Annotated in this window: 16 protein-coding genes; 3 read left to right on the top strand and 13 right to left on the bottom strand. The window is 44.7% G+C overall.

Translation table 11 applies throughout. The annotated features are described in order from the left end of the window. Window positions 1-110 precede the first annotated feature (110 nt). Entirely contained in the window at window positions 111-593 is a 483-nt protein-coding gene (ilvN, locus tag MHI55_RS09515; RefSeq protein WP_024628317.1) for an acetolactate synthase small subunit, read from the bottom strand. Further along, window positions 590-2,341, bottom strand: coding sequence for a biosynthetic-type acetolactate synthase large subunit (gene ilvB, locus MHI55_RS09510; protein WP_036610160.1), 1,752 nt, complete (start codon window positions 2,339-2,341; stop codon window positions 590-592). The genes ilvN and ilvB overlap by 4 nt, the downstream gene beginning before the upstream one ends. Window positions 2,342-2,942: 601 nt before the next feature. On the opposite strand from ilvB, the gene MHI55_RS09505 reads away from it, so the two are divergent. Beyond that, window positions 2,943-3,389, top strand: a complete 447-nt coding sequence (locus MHI55_RS09505; protein ID WP_100529523.1) for a GNAT family N-acetyltransferase — start codon at window positions 2,943-2,945, stop codon at window positions 3,387-3,389. Between the two features lie 6 nt (window positions 3,390-3,395). Here MHI55_RS09505 and MHI55_RS09500 read toward each other — a convergent pair whose 3' ends face one another. The 9 genes from MHI55_RS09500 to MHI55_RS09460 form a co-directional block, all read right to left on the bottom strand. Continuing rightward, window positions 3,396-3,785 carry a hypothetical protein gene (locus tag MHI55_RS09500; RefSeq protein WP_047842246.1) on the bottom strand — a complete coding sequence of 130 codons (390 nt, stop codon included), beginning with the start codon at window positions 3,783-3,785 and terminating at the stop codon, window positions 3,396-3,398. A 216-nt stretch (window positions 3,786-4,001) separates the two neighbouring features. Beyond that, complete coding sequence (locus MHI55_RS09495; protein ID WP_036610165.1) at window positions 4,002-4,964, bottom strand: ABC transporter permease; 963 nt, start codon at window positions 4,962-4,964, stop codon at window positions 4,002-4,004. Further along, on the bottom strand, window positions 4,965-6,044 hold the full coding sequence (locus MHI55_RS09490) for an ABC transporter permease (RefSeq protein WP_076252454.1): 1,080 nt from the start codon (window positions 6,042-6,044) through the stop codon (window positions 4,965-4,967). Continuing rightward, window positions 6,037-7,575, bottom strand: coding sequence for an ABC transporter ATP-binding protein (locus MHI55_RS09485; protein WP_036610171.1), 1,539 nt, complete (start codon window positions 7,573-7,575; stop codon window positions 6,037-6,039). The genes MHI55_RS09490 and MHI55_RS09485 overlap by 8 nt, the downstream gene beginning before the upstream one ends. A 299-nt stretch (window positions 7,576-7,874) precedes the next feature. Continuing rightward, window positions 7,875-8,915: a BMP family ABC transporter substrate-binding protein gene (locus MHI55_RS09480; RefSeq protein ID WP_076252456.1), complete on the bottom strand. Its 1,041-nt coding sequence runs from the start codon at window positions 8,913-8,915 to the stop codon at window positions 7,875-7,877. 579 nt (window positions 8,916-9,494) lie between these two features. Continuing rightward, the gene (rplT, locus tag MHI55_RS09475; protein WP_017689664.1) at window positions 9,495-9,854 is read right to left on the bottom strand and encodes a 50S ribosomal protein L20; all 360 of its coding nucleotides are present in this window, start codon (window positions 9,852-9,854) and stop codon (window positions 9,495-9,497) included. 88 nt (window positions 9,855-9,942) lie between these two features. Continuing rightward, window positions 9,943-10,146 (bottom strand): 50S ribosomal protein L35, encoded by a 204-nt coding sequence (gene rpmI / locus MHI55_RS09470; protein WP_017689665.1) that lies wholly within the window; start codon window positions 10,144-10,146, stop codon window positions 9,943-9,945. Window positions 10,147-10,170: 24 nt separating this feature from the next. Further along, window positions 10,171-10,665 (bottom strand): translation initiation factor IF-3, encoded by a 495-nt coding sequence (gene infC, locus MHI55_RS09465; protein WP_017689666.1) that lies wholly within the window; start codon window positions 10,663-10,665, stop codon window positions 10,171-10,173. Window positions 10,666-11,001: 336 nt separating this feature from the next. Next, a complete protein-coding gene (locus MHI55_RS09460) occupies window positions 11,002-12,240 on the bottom strand; it encodes a glycosyltransferase family 2 protein (RefSeq protein WP_036610177.1) in 1,239 nt (412 codons plus the stop codon). Window positions 12,241-12,951: 711 nt separating this feature from the next. On the opposite strand from MHI55_RS09460, the gene MHI55_RS09455 reads away from it, so the two are divergent. Together MHI55_RS09455 and MHI55_RS09450 are read left to right on the top strand one after the other, a co-directional pair. After that, the gene (locus tag MHI55_RS09455; protein WP_017689668.1) at window positions 12,952-13,479 is read left to right on the top strand and encodes a phosphatase PAP2 family protein; all 528 of its coding nucleotides are present in this window, start codon (window positions 12,952-12,954) and stop codon (window positions 13,477-13,479) included. 50 nt (window positions 13,480-13,529) lie between these two features. After that, entirely contained in the window at window positions 13,530-14,681 is a 1,152-nt protein-coding gene (locus tag MHI55_RS09450) for a UDP-N-acetylglucosamine--LPS N-acetylglucosamine transferase (RefSeq protein WP_036669745.1), read from the top strand. A 140-nt stretch (window positions 14,682-14,821) separates the two neighbouring features. On the opposite strand, the gene MHI55_RS09445 is transcribed toward MHI55_RS09450, so the two are convergent. Both MHI55_RS09445 and MHI55_RS09440 read right to left on the bottom strand, forming a co-directional pair. Further along, window positions 14,822-16,369: an extracellular solute-binding protein gene (locus MHI55_RS09445; protein WP_340389831.1), complete on the bottom strand. Its 1,548-nt coding sequence runs from the start codon at window positions 16,367-16,369 to the stop codon at window positions 14,822-14,824. A 106-nt stretch (window positions 16,370-16,475) separates the two neighbouring features. After that, entirely contained in the window at window positions 16,476-17,405 is a 930-nt protein-coding gene (locus tag MHI55_RS09440) for a carbohydrate ABC transporter permease (RefSeq protein WP_081745926.1), read from the bottom strand. Window positions 17,406-17,420 lie beyond the last annotated feature (15 nt).

Below are 17,420 nucleotides of genomic sequence, written 5' to 3'. Positions count from 1 at the left end.
CAAGCGTTACATCACTAAAATGTTAAATTACAACTGTTAAGGGACTGACACTCACATAAGATCAACTGTATATGTTAGCTAACCGTCGTCCCTCTTCATTCATTATAACTTTATACGTTGCCGCGTACCAATGCAGTTATGCCTGTACGGGACAATTCGCGAATGCCATATGGCTTGAGCAATTCAATCATAGCATCAATTTTGTCCGTATCTCCGACTACCTGCACAATCAGGCTGCCTGGACCAACATCTACAACGGATGCGCGGAATGTTTCTACCACACCCAGAATTTCAGGACGCTCGGAAGGCTCTGCTTTCACTTTAATCAAAGCGAGTTCACGGGCTACCATCGGTTTCAGGCTGAAATCAACCACTTTAATAACATCGATGATTTTGTACAATTGTTTCTCAATCTGCTCCAGCGTTTTATCGTCACCAATGGTGACAATAACCATCCGGGAGAGTCCAGGTTCTTCCGATTGACCTACGGTAATACTCTCAATGTTAAATCCGCGTCGACCGAACAACCCTGATACACGCTGAAGGACGCCTGGCTGATCGTTTACCAATATTGAAATCGTATGTCTAATCATTCGTCAGCATCCCCCATCAGCATTTGATCAATTGTTGCTCCCTGCGGAACCATTGGATACACATTTTCATCCTTGCGTACTACGAATTCTACAACGACTGGTCCTGGTGTATCCAAAGCTTCCTGCCAAGCACGCGCTGCTTCTTCTTTATTCGTTGCACGTAATCCTTTCACGCCATATGCTTCAGCCAGTTTTACAAAATCCGGGCTTCCTGCCAGATCAATGTGGCTGTAACGGTTCTCATAGATGAGTTCCTGCCATTGGCGAACCATTCCAAGTACCTGATTGTTAATGATCACAATTTTTACCGGTATATTGTTAATGGCACAGATTGCGAGTTCTTGGGAACACATCTGCATTCCGCCGTCACCGTTAATGGAGATAACGAGTCTGTCCGGATTGGCCATCTGAGCACCAATTGCAGAAGGGAATCCAAAGCCCATCGTTCCGAGACCACCCGAAGTTACCCATGAACGTGGTTGATTAAACTTGTAATATTGTGCCGCCCACATCTGATGTTGTCCCACATCCGTAGTCACAATTGCTTCACCTTTGGTTGTATCATTCAACATTTCAACAACCCACTGCGGTTTCAGCACTTCGTCTGAATCCGTATAGCTGTATGGCTTCTCTTGTTTCCACTGTTTGATCTGGTCTCTCCATGCATCTGCACGCTCTGCACGTCCAACTTCTTTGTTGGCTATTTCAAGTACGGTCTTCACATCACCAACGATTGGAATATCGGTTGCAATGTTTTTACCAATCTCAGCCGGATCAATATCGATATGAACGATTTTGGCATGTGGAGCGAATCCGTCCAGCTTACCTGTTACCCGATCATCGAATCGTGCGCCGATATTAATCAGCAGATCAGACTGTTGGATGGCCAGGTTGGATGTGTATGTTCCGTGCATTCCTGGCATCCCTGTCCATAGTTCATGCCCACTTGGGAATGCACCAAGCCCCAGAAGGGTTGTCGTAATCGGAATGCCTGTCTTCTCAACAAACTCGAACAGTTCTTCATGTCCTCCCGAGTATACCACACCGCCACCAGCCAGAATCATTGGACGTTCTGCTTCCTGAATGGCCTGAGCCAAACGGTCTACCTGCAATTTGTTTGGTACTGTCCGTGGATTGTACCCTCTTAATGTAACAGGTTCAGTACTCGGTTCAAACAAGGTTTTGTTGGCTGAGACATCTTTCGGAATGTCGATCAGTACAGGACCTTTACGGCCGGTGTTGGCAATATGGAATGCCTCATGAATGATACTCGACAAATCCTTAACATCTTTTACCAGATAGCTGTGTTTGGTGATCGGCATTGTAATCCCGGTAATATCCGCTTCCTGGAAAGCATCCGAGCCGATCAGGCTGGAATTAACATTTCCCGTAATGACAACCAGCGGCACAGAATCCATATATGCCGTGGCTATTCCAGTAACCAGATTGGTTGCTCCCGGCCCGGAGGTAGCGATACAAACACCAACTTTGCCGCTTGCACGTGCATACCCGTCAGCTGCATGAATTGCACCTTGTTCGTGACGGGTTAAGACGTGTTTGAAATCCTCGAAACCATACATTGCATCGTAAATGTACAACACTGCGCCACCCGGGTAACCAAATACGCAATCCACACCTTCAAGCAACAAGCTTCTCAGCAGAATCTCGGAACCGCTAATGACCTCCGGCTTCATCCATTTTTCACGTAATTCATCTGTCGATCGTACTTCTGGAATTTGAGCTCCCATTAGTCATCCTCCTCTCGGAATTTACACCATTCTGACATTTAAAGTTACAAAAAAAACCTTCCATCCCCTGCAAACAAGTTCATGCTTGCGAGGGACGAAAGGTTATCGCTTCCGTGGTACCACCCAACTTTGCCCGAAATTTCGCAATAACGGACCTTACCAGGTACAACAAAACGAATAGCTCAAACGAACATAGTCGTTTCCCATACCTGTTGTCTGTAACGCAGACATACGATTTTCCCTAATACGCGAAAGGAGTGACATCCAGTGCTTTTCAGGAAAACAGCTCCGAGGTGAGCTCGTATATAAGGGATAATGGTGGTGGTTTCAGCAATTCCAGCCACTCTCTGAGCAAAAGAGCCCTTAAAACTTCGTCCTCTTCATAGCCGATGAAATATTCTCGTTAAATGTTAGGAACATTATATGATTCCTCCAACCGATAAGTCAATACCTGTTTTGCATAAAAATTCAGAGAACCTTCCTTCCTCCCTCTTCAGCCTATAAGGTTGCCCTAATCCTAGCGCTTCATTCAGTCACCTTTTATCTTGCTTCGGGCATAGGATATACGAGCAGCACGACTGGTCCTGAAAGGAGGCTCCGCATGGTGATTCGGCAACGCACATCCAAGCTGGATGATGGCGCCATCATGAAGCTGATTGACACTCAACTTGTTCCTTTATCCCATATGAGCGAAAAGGAAATTAATAAAATCCGCAAAGAAATACCCCTGCGAATGAACAGGGGCATGACCTTTGTTGTCTCGCCGGAGCCAGACAAAGCTGCTGTGGCATTCATCCATTTTCTCATGCATGGGGAATTGCTCTATGTCGATATGATGGCCGTTAGTCCGAAAGAACAACGCAAACGTTACGGGCAAACTTTGTTGCTCAAAGCAGAGAGCTTTGCGGTATCTCGGGGTTGTCGAAGATCTAAAGTGATGGTGGATGAGGGAAATACCAAAGGGCTTCAGTTTTATCAAAAAAATGGATACAGCGCGATTCGATACATCATGATAAGCCGCTGCTACGAATTGGAAAAAACATTATAGAATGTCCTAGAAAAATCCTGGTGGGCGTGGACCTGGACCATAAGGGCCGAATCCAGGACCAGGTCCATATCCGCCACCAGGTCCTCCAGGTCCATATCCCGGTCCGTAGCCTGGACCATATCCAGGGCCTGGTTTTGGTCCAGGTCCATATCCGGGACCGAAGCCGGGACCACCTCCATAAGCATAAGGCAGTGTGGCAATAGCGAGCAGATCAAACAATACCAGTGGCAGAATCGCTTTTGTACGTACTTTTTTGCCATTCAAACGCTTGAGTACCAGTTTGTTGCCCGATACTTTCAACAGCTTTCCCGTAACCCGAGTGCCGTCTTTTTTGATTGCAACAATATTTTTGCCTATTAATTTCATCGCTTCATCACGCGTAACTTGTTGTTTCATACTTTCCCCTCCTCCTCGGATCGTTCAAAACAGTGTATTCGTCCATCACTGAATTCGCCTGTTTCTTTGTCCCTACCTGAAAATATGGGTATCTGCACGAGAACCAAGTTAAACGTGAAAAAGTGGCTTGGTGACGCTCAAAAAAACAAAAAAGGCCCGCACAAGGCGGACCCTTTATCAAAACTCTGAATAGCTAAACTGATATAGAAAAGGTTGTTACCTTTTCCCCGGATCATATGCTTCACCGAGTGCAGACGGAGCCGAAGAACGTCCAACCGCTGCAACGAGAACGATGATGGTAAGCAGGTAAGGCAACATGAAAATAATTTCCTGGGGAATACTTTGTGACCATTCAAACAACTGTACATAGTTTCGGATCGCTTGTGAGAATCCAAAGAAGACAGCCGCACCAAAGGCACCAATCGGATTCCACTTACCAAAAATCATAGCTGCAATGGCAATATAACCTTGGCCGGAAACCGTATTGTGTGAGAATGTACCCGTAGTCGTCAACGTAATCGCAGCTCCACCAATAGCCGCAAGCGCACCACTGATCATAACGCCAATATAGCGATAACGAAGCACTTTAACACCAACCGTATCAGCCGCACTTGGATGTTCACCTACAGAACGAAGGCGCAGACCAAATGGCGTTTTGAACATGATGTAATACGTCAGGAATACGAACAGAATGGCCAGATATGTTGTTGGATATACGTTCTTGAAGAAGGCTTCTCCAAGCAAAGGAATGTCTTTCAACAATGGCACATCAAACTTGCTGAAGCCTTGAACCAACGGTGAATCACCAGAACCTTCAAACAACAGTTTAACCAAGTACAACGTACTTCCTGCTGCCAAAAAGTTAATGACGATACCACTGATAATCTGGTCTGCCTTAAATGTGATAGACGCAACGGCATGAATCAGAGATACCATTACGCCCAATACAATCGCGAGCAAAACCCCCATCCAGGCCGATGTCGTTCCGCCCATGCCCGCTTCTTGAGCATAATGCGCCCCGATTCCAGCTGCAAAGGCACCAAAGACCATAAAACCTTCAAGTCCAAGGTTGGTTACACCTGATTTTTCCGAAAAAATTCCGCCGAGTGATGCAAAAATCAATGCCGTAGCAAAGACAAGCGTCGTATTGATAATTTGCCCAATTGTCAACAAGTCCATCTACAACACCTTCTCTTTCTTACGCTTCGAATAGAACGGTTTAAGTATCCAGCGCACGATGCCTTGTGCCGCAATGAAGAAGATAATCGAACCGATCACAATCCGAATAATCTCAGGCGGAACATCCGCAGCAAAACTCATACCTGCAGATCCGTACGTGAGGGTACCAAACAACACTGCCCCCAATAACACCCCAAACGGATGATTCAAACCAATCAGGGCAACTGCAATTCCGTCAAAGCCTGTTCCCGGTGAACCCGACATTACGGTTTGGTATTGGAACACACCAAGAACCTGGAATGCACCACCAAGACCGGCTAGCATACCACTGATAAACATCGCTTTTACGATATTCCGGTTAACATGCATACCTGCATATTCAGCGGCATTAGGGTTGTAACCTACCGCGCGGATTTCATAACCTTGTTTTGTTTTCCACATATAGATATAAAAGAGCACAGCCATCACAAGGGCAATCAACGTCCCCATGTGTACACGGGAATTGCCCATCAGCTCAGAGAGCCATGTCAAACTAATCGAAGCCGATTCGCTGATATCCACGGAACGATTCTCGCCCTTCAACAGCAAGAATTGGCGAACGATAAGGTTGGCGAGATATAGACCAATCCAGTTCAACATGATACTACTGATAACTTCATTGACCCCACGCGCTGCTTTCAGATAACCAGCAATCGCGGCCCACAGACCACCAAACAATGCACCGGCAATCAAAGCCAGTGGCGCATGAAGGTAGATCGGCAAACCTGCAAACTTAACACCAACAAATGTTGCAGCGGTCATACCAACGAGAAATTGACCTTCTCCACCAATGTTAAACAACCCTGCACGTGATGCAAATGCAAATGCGAGTCCAGTCATGATCAGTGGCGTCATTTCCCGTACTGCTTCACCAAAGTTGTACATGTCGCCAAATACCTTGGTGAACAATGCACCATAGGCTTCAATTGGATTGTAACCACCAATCAGCATGACAACTCCACCGAGAATAAGACCCATAATAATAGCTACTACAGGCAAAATAAATGAATCTCGGGTAAACCATCTCAATACGTTATTCATGCGCAGTACCTCTCTTTTGGGTGCTGCCCGCCATCATCAAGCCGAGCTCCCTGTCATTGGTTTCTTCCGGCAGCACCTCGCCAACGATCTGTCCTTCATAAATAACTGCAATTCGGTCAGATACATTGATAATCTCATCAAGCTCAAATGAAATCAGCAGAACAGCCTTCCCTTGGTCGCGCTGTGCAATCAGTTGCTTTTGCACGAACTCAATAGCCCCTACATCCAAACCACGTGTTGGTTGCGCAGCGATAAGCAGTTCAGGGTTTTTATCTACCTCACGGGCGATAATGGCCTTTTGCTGGTTTCCTCCGGACAAGGACCGAGCTTTGGTCTCGATGCTTGGTGTACGCACGTCAAATGCCTCAACAAGCCGCTTCGCCTGCTGTTTGATGGCATCGAAGTTAAGGAACCCTTTACGGGTGTATGGTGCTTTATAATACGATTCCAGAACGATATTTTCGCTCACTGAAAAATCAAGTACAAGTCCGTGTTTATGGCGATCTTCCGGAATGTGGGCTACACCCGACTCCGAGATATGGCGCGGAGAATGATTGGACAGCTCCTTGCCTTCCAAAAGAATCGAACCGCTCTCTACTTTACGAAGTCCGGTAAGAGCTTCAATCAGTTCACTTTGCCCGTTACCATCCACGCCTGCGATTCCGACAATCTCTCCTGCACGTACGTTTAGGTTAAGTTGGTTCAGAACCGAAATACCTTCTTTATTCTTGGCCGTTAATTTACTGACTTCGAGCACATTGGCTCCAGGTGTAGCCGGTTTTTTGTCCACTTTGAATGTGACATTCCGCCCCACCATTTTCTCTGCCAGCTCATTCGGATTTGTTTCCGAAGTTTTGACCGAATCAATCACTTTACCCCGACGAATAATCGTTACCGTATCGGAGATTTCCATGATTTCTTTCAGTTTGTGCGTGATCAAAATAATGGACTTTCCTTCAGCTACAAGCTTCTTCATGATGATCATCAGTTCTTTGATCTCTTGAGGAGTCAATACGGCTGTAGGCTCGTCAAATATCAGAATGTCTGCACCGCGATACAACGTTTTAACAATCTCTACACGTTGCTGCATTCCGACAGAAATATCATGAATTTTGGCATGAGGATTCACCTTCAGTCCATACTGTTCGGAAAGACGCTGAACTTCAGCGGCTGCTTTTTTATAGTTAATATTGAGACCCTTCGTTGGTTCAGATCCCAAAATAATGTTCTCTGTTACCGTGAACGGCTGTACAAGTTTAAAATGCTGATGCACCATGCCTATGCCAAGATCGATCGCTCGGTTAGGGCTGTCGATGATGACAGGCTTGCCATTCACTTCAATGGAACCTTCATCTGGCTGATAGAGACCAAATACAATATTCATCAACGTTGACTTACCAGCGCCGTTTTCGCCCAGTAGCGCATGGATCTCGCCCTTACGAAGCTGAAGGCTGATGGCGTCGTTGGCAACAATGCCTGGGAAACGCTTCGTAATTTGTTTTAACTCAACGACGGGGGTTGCTGCACCCATGTAATCACCCTTATAACTGATATAGTGTGGTTCCGCAAACGTAAAAAAAAACGTCTATCGACGTACTTTCAAAGAAGACAGACCGCGCTTAGCTGAAGTTTTTCTTGCGATAATCGAATGGTTCAGCTCATTAAGAACAACTCAATTCCATTATCTTAAGAAAAGCTCCTACCGGAGCGTTGGTGCACAGTGACCTTGTACAATTGTTATGATGACTTGATCAAATGTTCCTGTTCTTGCAATCATAAGGCCGGTCAAGACCGGCCCCAATGATTATTCATTTGCGACTTAGATCAAAATTACTCTGTAGGAACTTTGATTTCGCCGCTGATGATTTTTTCTTTGTACTCTTCTACTTTTGCAAGTGTATCAGCAGATACATTGGCAGTAGAGGTATCAGCAATACCTACGCCGTTTTCTTTCAAAGTCAGGTTCTCGGAACCACCAGCGAATGTACCATCAACTACTTCTTTGTTAACGCGCTTAACTGCTTCGTCAACTTTTTTGATCATGGAAGTCAAAGTGATCTCATCACCAAACTCAAGAGATTGATCTTTGTCTACACCGATAACCCATACATCTTGACCTTGTTTCTTACGAGCACTTGCTTCGTTAAACACACCGTTACCTGTTGCGCCAGAAGCGTGGAAAATAATATCTACGCCTTCATTGTAAAGTGTTGCTGCTGCTGCTTTACCCAAGTCAGGTTTATCAAATGCACCTGTGTAGTTAGAAATGAATTGAGCATCAGGGTTAACTGCTTTAACGCCTTCTCTGAATCCTACTTCAAACTTTTTGATCAGTGGGCTTTCCATACCGCCTACAAAACCAATTTTGTTGGATTTTGTTGTCAGACCAGCCACAACACCAACCAGGTAAGATCCTTCTTCTTCAGCAAATGTTACGGATTTAACGTTAGGAGCATCAACAACACTGTCGATGATCGCGAGTTTAGCATCAGGGTTTTGCTCAGCTACAGTTTTGATTGCATCAGCCAATTGGAAACCGATACCCCAAGTCAGATCATATCCGCCTTTAACGAATTCGTTCAGGTTAGGAATGTACTCTTCATCGGATTTACTTTGCAGGTATTTAACAGCAGTACCTGTTTCTGTTTCAGTCGCTTGCAGAGCTTCCCAAGCGGATTGGTTAAAGGATTTGTCATTAACTCCACCTACGTCAGTAACCATACCGATTTTGAGGTCGGATTTCGCTTCAGTGGATGTGCCACCTGTATCTCCTCCGGCATTTGTTTCTTCTTTCGGTTTGCTACCGCAACCTGCGAGCATAACCGATACCGCCAGCAACATTACCAAAGACAAGCTGAGCATCTTTTTCATTTCTCTTTTTCCCCCTTAATGATATATCCCTCATTCCAATCCAGCCTACAATTGAACGGTTAACAGATAGCAGGAATGACTTTTATGCAGAATGTATGGTTTCTTCGACATTAAAAGCGCATTCTCACCCTTGAAGCATCCTATCATCTGTCGAAAAACCGAACATTATGACATGGAGAGAAAAATCTAGGACTAGCCTACTAGAGGTGATTATACAATCAACCAGTGTTAAAATCCAGATGTTTCATCACCAAAAATCACATATTTTTGTTCTTTTTTTATTGAAAACGCTTAATAATTTAGCGATTTAACACACTAACGTTACAACGATGTGATGTTATATAACAAAAACATATCGTGAACTTTAGTGATGAGAGGGATTTACCTGTTTTTATTTGTATTATTTCACCGTTCGTATTTTATGTATTCCCATGGATCGTTATTCACCAGTTATCTAGTTTCATTGTTCCCTTCCAGACTATAGCCTATTCGCTCTACTCATTCAGAGATTCATCTTCGAATTTCTTCCAAGCCGTAAAAAAAGCCGCCATATAGGTACGGCGGCTTGTATCATACAATTTAAGCGTTGATTTTGCCTTTAGCTACAGTAGCCAAAGAGTTGAACGCATTGATGTCGTTAACGGCCAGATCAGCCAACATTTTGCGGTTCATGTCTACTCCAGCAAGTTTCAAACCATGGATCAGTTTGTTGTAAGACAAACCATTCATACGTGCTGCAGCATTGATACGAACGATCCACAGTCTGCGGAAGTTACGTTTCGTGTTGCGACGGTCACGGTATGCGTATACCAGGGATTTCATTACTTGCTCGTTAGCTGTTTTAAAAATACGGTGTTTGGAACCGAAATAACCTCTTGCCAGTTTCAAAACCTTTTTATGACGACGACGTACTACAAAACCGCCTTTTACTCTTGCCATATTAAAGAACCTCCCAAATAAATATAAATGTATCCGTGGTATGTGTACGGCCGTAGCCGATCCCCCATACGGAATGTACTAATTAAAATTAGCCTTTCAAGTTAGCCAAGCCTTGTTTCAAACGTCTAACATCCCCGGCAGCCATAACTGGGTTACCGTTCAGAACGCGCTTAGCACGTTTGGATTTGTGGGAAAGCAAGTGGTTTTTGTGAGCTTTGTAACGAAGGACCTTACCAGAACCGGTAATTTTGAAGCGTCCTTTCAAACTGCTGTGTGTTTTCATTTTAGGCATTTTGTGTTTCCTCCTCCAATGTTATCAGGCTTTAGGAGCCAAAATCATGATCATACTGCGGCCTTCCAATTTCGGTTGACGTTCAACAGTACAAAGTTCTGCAACTTCTACCTTAACGCGCTCCAAAATCCGTTGACCAATCGCGGCATGTGCAATTTCACGTCCGCGATAACGAACAGAACATTTCACTTTGTCGCCTTCGTTCAAAAACTTAACTACATTACGAAGCTTCGTTTGATAATCGTGCTCCTCAATATTGGAACGGAACCATACTTCTTTAATATCAACAATTTTCTGGTTCTTACGGGCTTCTTTATCTTTCTTTTGTTGCTCATAGCGGAATTTGCCATAGTCCATAATACGACACACCGGCGGTTTAGCCTGTGGTGCCACATTGACCAGATCCAAATTCAGGTCAATCGCCATTTGCAGTGCTTCGCGAATGGGCGTAATCCCAATTTGTTCTCCTTCAGCTCCGACAAGGCGTACTTCCTTCGCCCGAATCTCATCATTAATCATGTGATCTTTACTAATAATCGTCCACCTCCAGGTCATTTTGAATATCCAGTTACACAAAAATAAAAGGGATGCCGGTCAAGCTACCGACATCCCTGTAATCAACACAATTCTTCATGAGTATACACTTCATAAATTATTGGGATCGTTGACCAGCCAACATGTTTGTTGATCAGGTGAGAAGTCGGACTTCTGCTTGTGATTCCATTACTATTCGTTTTAAGGCACTTGAATACTATATCACCCATGAAACACATTGTCAACATTCTTCACAACTTTTTTTTCGCAAATTATACATTTGTTATATCAGATGTCAACAAAGTATCGCACGCATGTTCCTTACCCTTGCTTGCTCTGTACCTCATCCAACCGTACAACACGTGTATGTTGAGTGTGGCTCCACTGTTTGTTGTTCTGCGTAAAGAAAGCGTAGAACGTAATCGGGTACCAAGACAGCAGGTAGATCGGGAACAAAATCAGATATAGATAAACTTTGGCAAAGGTAACCTTCTCCAGCGCCATGGACAACAGGAACGTCAGAATGTTCAAACCAATAGCCACGAACCCAACCCATAACGGGAAGTATCCATAAATATTAGCAATGTGCGGACCACTGAATATAGCCATGTCTACCCACATCACAGCCGTCATCAGGAACGTAAGCAACACCACATAGACATTGGCTCCGTAGATAGCAAGGTCAAATTTCACCAGGCTTCTTTCCTTAATGGACTGCCATAACAGCGGGAAGAAGTATCTACGTGCAACTGTAAAGTGACCTTGCATCCAGCGCAGACGTTGTCTCGCTGAAGCTTTAAATGTTAATGGCTTCTCATCAAATACTTTGGCGTCATAGTTGAAAACAGGATACACATTACGTTGCACACTGCGCATCGTAAACTCCAGATCCTCAACCAGACTTGTTGCACCCCAACCAATTTCCTTCAACAGGTTGGTCTCAAAGCACATTCCGGTTCCTCCGAGGAAATTCGCCATATTCAAGTTATGACGAGACAACTGCCACAGACGGTTGATGTACCAGTAAGATACACCGTAAGCTGCAGTAATCCAGGAATCCTCCGGATTTTTCGTATCAATGTATCCTTGGATAACACGCGAACCATTGTTCAAGTCATCATTCATCTCAAGCAAGAAGTTACGGTCAACCAGGTTATCCGCGTCAAACATAACAACTGCGTCATACTGACGTGGCAATTTCCACAGGTACTTAAGCATCCATTCGATGGCGTACCCTTTACCTCTTAAATCGGCATTGGTACGTACACAGGCGTTTAATCCATGCTCTCTGACAATTTGAGCCGTTCCATCCGTACAGTTGTCACAGATGACAAACACATCGTACAGATCTTCCGGATAATCAAGTTGTTTCAAGTTCTCCATCAAGGCACCAATGACTTGTTCCTCATTGTGTGCTGCGACGAGTACAGCGAATGATTTTGTCGCCGGATAATGTTTCTTTTTCTTTTTCTTAATCAGACCGAACAGCGAAAACGTGAATTGGTACACGGCTAGCAGTGCCAGAATGACCTGCATCGTGACGAATATAGCGTCCAACATCGTTCTCTGTTACCCCCTTTTTTTCAAAACCCAGTTTACTCAAGCATTTCTCTTCCTGATTCTGCAATTTATTTTTTTTTGATCTGCAGAATATGACCCTGTTCTTTTGTGTACTACGTGAATATATCAGGCAATGTTTCAAAGCTTGGTTGCTATCAGTTGGCTGCTTTATCGATTCTGTATCCTTTTCAGTCATTTGTCAAAACCCCAATTCCACTTTCTGAAGCAGAAATGTGATCTTTAAACGCTGAATAGACACTTCGTGATACCACAACCTCGCATTCATGCCTGTTATATCTTATTTTCAGCCGTTTACTTGATTTTTATTTCTAAAGTCCCTGCTTTTTTCATCAGCATGTTATTCTTCGTCAGAGGCTCTATAACAAATAACGCAAACAGACCTCAAAAAGTTTGAAACAGAACTCACATTTTTTTTACCTCATTTCAGCCATGTTGAATCATTGTATCTTTTTTGGCTGACCCAAGTCAAAAAGTTAAGATGGGTATATATCCACTCTTTAACATGAATTTCACTTTCTTTACATGGGTTCTTCTTGAAAAGGACAACATTTAAAAATATGATAAACATATACCTGAAATAACCTCAAGTTCATGAAAAACGGTTATATACTAATCAGGACGAAACCGGATGCAGAAAATCACCGGAAATAATGCCGCCATTACGGGCGGCCTGACTGGCAGGAGGCCAATATGAGCCGTTTATTCTTAAAGTTTCAAGATTATGATCGAAATGTTTTTATGTGGATCAACGGCCGACTTCATAATCGTTTTATGAATTTTTGGCTGTATTATTTCACCCATCTGGGTGGAGCAACTTCATCTATTGCAATATCGTTGTTAATCTGGCTGCTTGCTCCAGCTCCATGGAGCACAACAGGACTCCAGGCATGTATCGCCCTTGCGGTCAGCCACATCCCTGTAGCCATCGCGAAAAAATTGTATCCCCGCATTCGACCTTATCTGGCCTTGCCGGATACAATTACGTTCCGTAATCCCCTGACGGATCACTCGTTTCCTTCAGGGCACACAACTGCCATTTTTTCGGTCACAGTTCCCTTTATGACCACTGATCCAATCTTATTGCTAATATTGTTGCCTGTGGCCCTTATTGTCGGATTCTCTCGAATTTATCTGGGGTTACACTATCCTTCCGATGTTCTGGCGGGTGCCACAATAGGTACTTTAGTCGCACTTGCAACAGTTGCATTCTGGTCTTAAAGCCGATATGTTAGACTCAGAAAAACCTAGCAGGAACAGGTGAAGTAAGCGTGGAGAAAAAAAGAGTATTACTATTATCTGAAGGCTTTGGTACGGGTCATACTCAAGCCGCCTATGCACTGTCCAGCAATTTGCGAAAGCTCTCGCCAGACGTGCAGACAAAAGTGCTTGAATTGGGAAGTTTCTTAAATCCAAAGGTTGCACCTCTGATTATAACAGCATACAAAAAAACGGTTACCAACCAACCCAAACTTTTCGGATACGTATACAGACACCAATATAAAAAATCATTGAACAGGCTGACCACACTGGCGTTGCATAAACTGTTCTATACACACACACGCAGCGTTGTGCGCCAGTTACGTCCCGATGCGATTGTCTGTACACATCCGATTCCAAGTGCTGTCATATCCAGACTGAAACGTCTGGGTGTACAGGTTCCCCTATGCACAGTCATCACCGACTATGATGCACATGGGACGTGGATTAACCGTGAAGTAGACCTTTATCTGGTTTCTTCAGATGAGGTTAAGTCCAAACTAATGCTACGAGGCGTACCTGCAGACAACATTCGAGTCACGGGCATTCCGGTGCATCCAAATTTTTGGGAGCATCCCGGGCGAGAAGAGATCCGAAGCAGATTTAACCTCAAGAACATGCCTACTGTACTGGTGATGGGCGGCGGTTGGGGAATGCTCAGCGACAAGCTGGTCCATCCGCTGCTGACACGCTGGCATGAAGATATTCAGATCATTTTTTGTCTCGGTCGCAACGATAAAACACGGATCAGCATGGAACAGAACCCCATGTATCGCAAAGAAAACATTCACATTATGGGATACACCAACGAAGTGGACAAATTAATGGAAGTATCCGACCTTCTGATTACCAAACCTGGGGGAATGACATGCAGTGAAGGCTTGGCCAAAGGAATTCCCATGTTGTTCCACAATCCTATACCTGGTCAGGAAGAAGAAAACGTCCATTATTTTACGGCAAGAGGGTTGGGAGAACCCATAACTTCGCCCGACGTAGTGGTTAAATGGATGAACAAGCTGTTGCATCACTACCCGGATGTTGTACGTAAACGCAAACGTCATCTGGCGGAAATCGCCAAGGTTCATCCAATGCAGAGCGCTCAAAGTATTATCGATCTGCTGGAGGACGTTCGTCCTTCATCCGCAGAAGAGGCCCGTTTATGAATTTATCCCATTAGGATGTCGCTTCCCGTATTCTTCGTCCAATCATGCCTCTAACCAACGGCTTCAAACAAGCCTGCAACCACATTGAAAAGGTGCCTTCGAACCTGAAGGCACCTTTTCTTTATGAAGGAAAGTACAAACTATTGTATGCCTGTAGACTTCAAATACTCCTGCCACTGCTTGGTGTATTCTGTCTGAATTTTTTCCAATCCTGCTTGTTTAGCCTTCTCCATAAATGTGTTCAATCCAGCCTCTACGTCTGCCACCAAACCTACATTAAGCGGATACAGATATTGTTTTTCCACTTGTTCCAATGCAGCCTTCTCGGCTTGGTACGGTGTCCAGTCTTCAGCAAATCCGGTATAAATATCCGGCTTCTTGATTTTGTCGAGATCTTCAAACATGGTCAGCACGTCATCAAAGGTTTTGTCATAGAGCATGAATTCCGGATTACGCCAAGCCCAGCCATTCATGCCTTCACGCGGGAAGCCGTTGGTTTGTGCATCTCCGACCATTTTGTAGTATCCATTATCTACCTCGAAGTTTTTGCCTTCAACGCCGTATTCAGTCAACCAATTATATCGTTTGTCTGTCACCAGTTTCTCATAAAATGCCAATGCTTTTTCCGGGTTTTTACTGCTACGCGGAATCGCAAAACCATTGTGGATCGGGTGAACCGGTTGTGCAAACCCTTTCGCATTCGGGTACGGGAAATAAGCCAGTTTCCAATCTGGATGAGTAGACTGCACCTTGATAACATCTGCATTAAATTTGTTCGGGTTCTCCCCGGACAGAACAACAGCCGCTTTTCCATTTTGCAGCAATGAGTTGGAAGTATCCTTTACATTCAGTACGTTTTTCGGGAAAAAGCCTTTATCCATCCAGCGTTTGTATGTTTTCAGGTCTTCCAGATGTTGCGCCGATCCCCAGTAGGACGTCACGGTTGTTGGTGTTTCATACATAATATCCAGTCCATATGGAAGTTGACCTGCTGTATTAACCAGCTTGGATGTCAATTGACGAATACCATGGGTATGGTTGGCATTGCTATCCGCAATCGGAATCATATTGGGTTCGTTGGCTTTGATGCCCTCCAGATACGCTTCTAGCGTCTCCAAGGATTCCGGTTTTGGAAGATTGTACTTCTCGCGCAAGTCCTCACGGTACGCAATTCCCTCGGTTACATACTCAATCCAAGTTGATGGAACAGTATAGATTTTGTCATTGATTTTGACAGCATTCCACATGTCATCAGGTACATGAGCTTTCAGCGCCGGCGCTGCCGTAGGCAGCATTTCATCCAGTGGCAGGAACGCGCCCTTCTTGGCATAGGACTGGTAGAATGTCCAATCCGCTGTGAAGATCAGATCGATCGGCTGTCCGGAAGACAGCAGCAGTTTATATTTTTGATCCCAGTCGGTCCATGAGGTGTAGTTGAATTTCACATTGACGTTCAGATCAGCCTCCGCCAGCTTATTGATCTCGGATTCAATAACAGGTAGATCTTTCGGAGCATCCCCAAGCATGTAAAATTGGAGCGTGACTTTCTCGCCTTTGTTCCCGGATGTTCCTCCCTGCTCGCTTCCTTGCGTCGATCCCCCCGAATCGTTATTACATGCGGCAAGTACCCCGGCGAACAACATCAGGGCAAGTACCAGAGACAGGTGCCGAATTGTTTTGTTACGCATACGCATCCTCCCTTTTTGTGGTGAACCTTTATATGTTAGCGCAGACTCGCCATGTTTCAGACCTGAAATGATATCAGTGGCCTGACGCCCACAGCGCGTTCACGTTCTAACCTTTCACTGCACCAATGGTGAGTCCTTTAACAAAATAACGTTGTACAAACGGATACAGGAACAAAATCGGTCCCGTTACAACGATAGCCATTGCCATCTTGGTTGATTCGGTAGGCACATCCTGACTGAGTGTGATCCCTGTGCCAATCGCCATCTGGTCAATGAATGTAATCGTGTTCATCGTGTTGTAGAGATAAAATTGAAGTTGGTACATATCCGGGTTGTTAATGAAGAGGGATGAGGTAAACCAGTCATTCCAGTAACCCAGTGCCAAAAACAGCCCTACGGTGGCGATACCAGGCATCGCCAGTTTCAACACAATGCTGAAATAGATGCGGAAGTCATTCGCTCCATCAATTTTGGCGGACTCAATCAATTCATCCGGCACTGCCGAGCGAATGAAGTTTTTCATCAGGATAATGAGGAATGGCGTCATCAACCCCGGGAAAATAAGTACGGTGTACGTATCTGTGAGATTGAAGTAGTTCGCCAGCATAATGTACCAAGGCACAAGTCCCCCACCAAACAGGGTTGTGAAGTAGATAAAAAACGAGAACGTGTTCCGATATTTAAAATCCTTACGCTGGAGCACAAATCCGGCCATCGTGATGAGGAACAGCCCTAGCGTAGTCCCCACCACCGTTGTAAAGACCGTTACTCCATAAGCCTTGAGTACCTGAGTCGGGAATTTGAACACCATTTTGTAACCTTCCAGGGAAAAGTCCGTTGGAAAGAGGTGATAACCATCCCTCACAATGGACTCGTTGCTGCTGAATGAACCGGATAGAATCAGCAGGAACGGTAGCAAGCACATGATTGATAAAATGATGATGAAGCTGTAGGAAATCAGTTGAAACATGAAAGTGAATTCCGAATCTCTGAGACGAGTATTCGTACGAGTGTGAGTATTCATTGGCGTGTTCATGATCGTTCTCCCTCC

The sequence above is a fragment of the Paenibacillus sp. FSL E2-0151 genome, from assembly GCF_037993015.1.
Taxonomy (GTDB): domain Bacteria; phylum Bacillota; class Bacilli; order Paenibacillales; family Paenibacillaceae; genus Paenibacillus; species Paenibacillus amylolyticus.
This window is presented reverse-complemented; position numbering and strand designations above follow the sequence as displayed.

Bases quoted from the DNA above. Each gene is read 5' to 3' on its own strand.
- ilvN (WP_024628317.1), bottom strand. From the start codon at position 593: ATGATTAGACATACGATTTCAATATTGGTAAACGATCAGCCAGGCGTC.
- ilvB (WP_036610160.1), bottom strand. From the start codon at position 2,341: ATGGGAGCTCAAATTCCAGAAGTACGATCGACAGATGAATTACGTGAA.
- MHI55_RS09505 (WP_100529523.1), top strand. From the start codon at position 2,943: ATGGTGATTCGGCAACGCACATCCAAGCTGGATGATGGCGCCATCATG.
- MHI55_RS09500 (WP_047842246.1), bottom strand. From the start codon at position 3,785: ATGAAACAACAAGTTACGCGTGATGAAGCGATGAAATTAATAGGCAAA.
- MHI55_RS09495 (WP_036610165.1), bottom strand. From the start codon at position 4,964: ATGGACTTGTTGACAATTGGGCAAATTATCAATACGACGCTTGTCTTT.
- MHI55_RS09490 (WP_076252454.1), bottom strand. From the start codon at position 6,044: ATGAATAACGTATTGAGATGGTTTACCCGAGATTCATTTATTTTGCCT.
- MHI55_RS09485 (WP_036610171.1), bottom strand. From the start codon at position 7,575: ATGGGTGCAGCAACCCCCGTCGTTGAGTTAAAACAAATTACGAAGCGT.
- MHI55_RS09480 (WP_076252456.1), bottom strand. From the start codon at position 8,915: ATGAAAAAGATGCTCAGCTTGTCTTTGGTAATGTTGCTGGCGGTATCG.
- rplT (WP_017689664.1), bottom strand. From the start codon at position 9,854: ATGGCAAGAGTAAAAGGCGGTTTTGTAGTACGTCGTCGTCATAAAAAG.
- rpmI (WP_017689665.1), bottom strand. From the start codon at position 10,146: ATGCCTAAAATGAAAACACACAGCAGTTTGAAAGGACGCTTCAAAATT.
- infC (WP_017689666.1), bottom strand. From the start codon at position 10,665: ATGATTAATGATGAGATTCGGGCGAAGGAAGTACGCCTTGTCGGAGCT.
- MHI55_RS09460 (WP_036610177.1), bottom strand. From the start codon at position 12,240: ATGTTGGACGCTATATTCGTCACGATGCAGGTCATTCTGGCACTGCTA.
- MHI55_RS09455 (WP_017689668.1), top strand. From the start codon at position 12,952: ATGAGCCGTTTATTCTTAAAGTTTCAAGATTATGATCGAAATGTTTTT.
- MHI55_RS09445 (WP_340389831.1), bottom strand. From the start codon at position 16,369: ATGCGTAACAAAACAATTCGGCACCTGTCTCTGGTACTTGCCCTGATG.
- MHI55_RS09440 (WP_081745926.1), bottom strand. From the start codon at position 17,405: ATGAACACGCCAATGAATACTCACACTCGTACGAATACTCGTCTCAGA.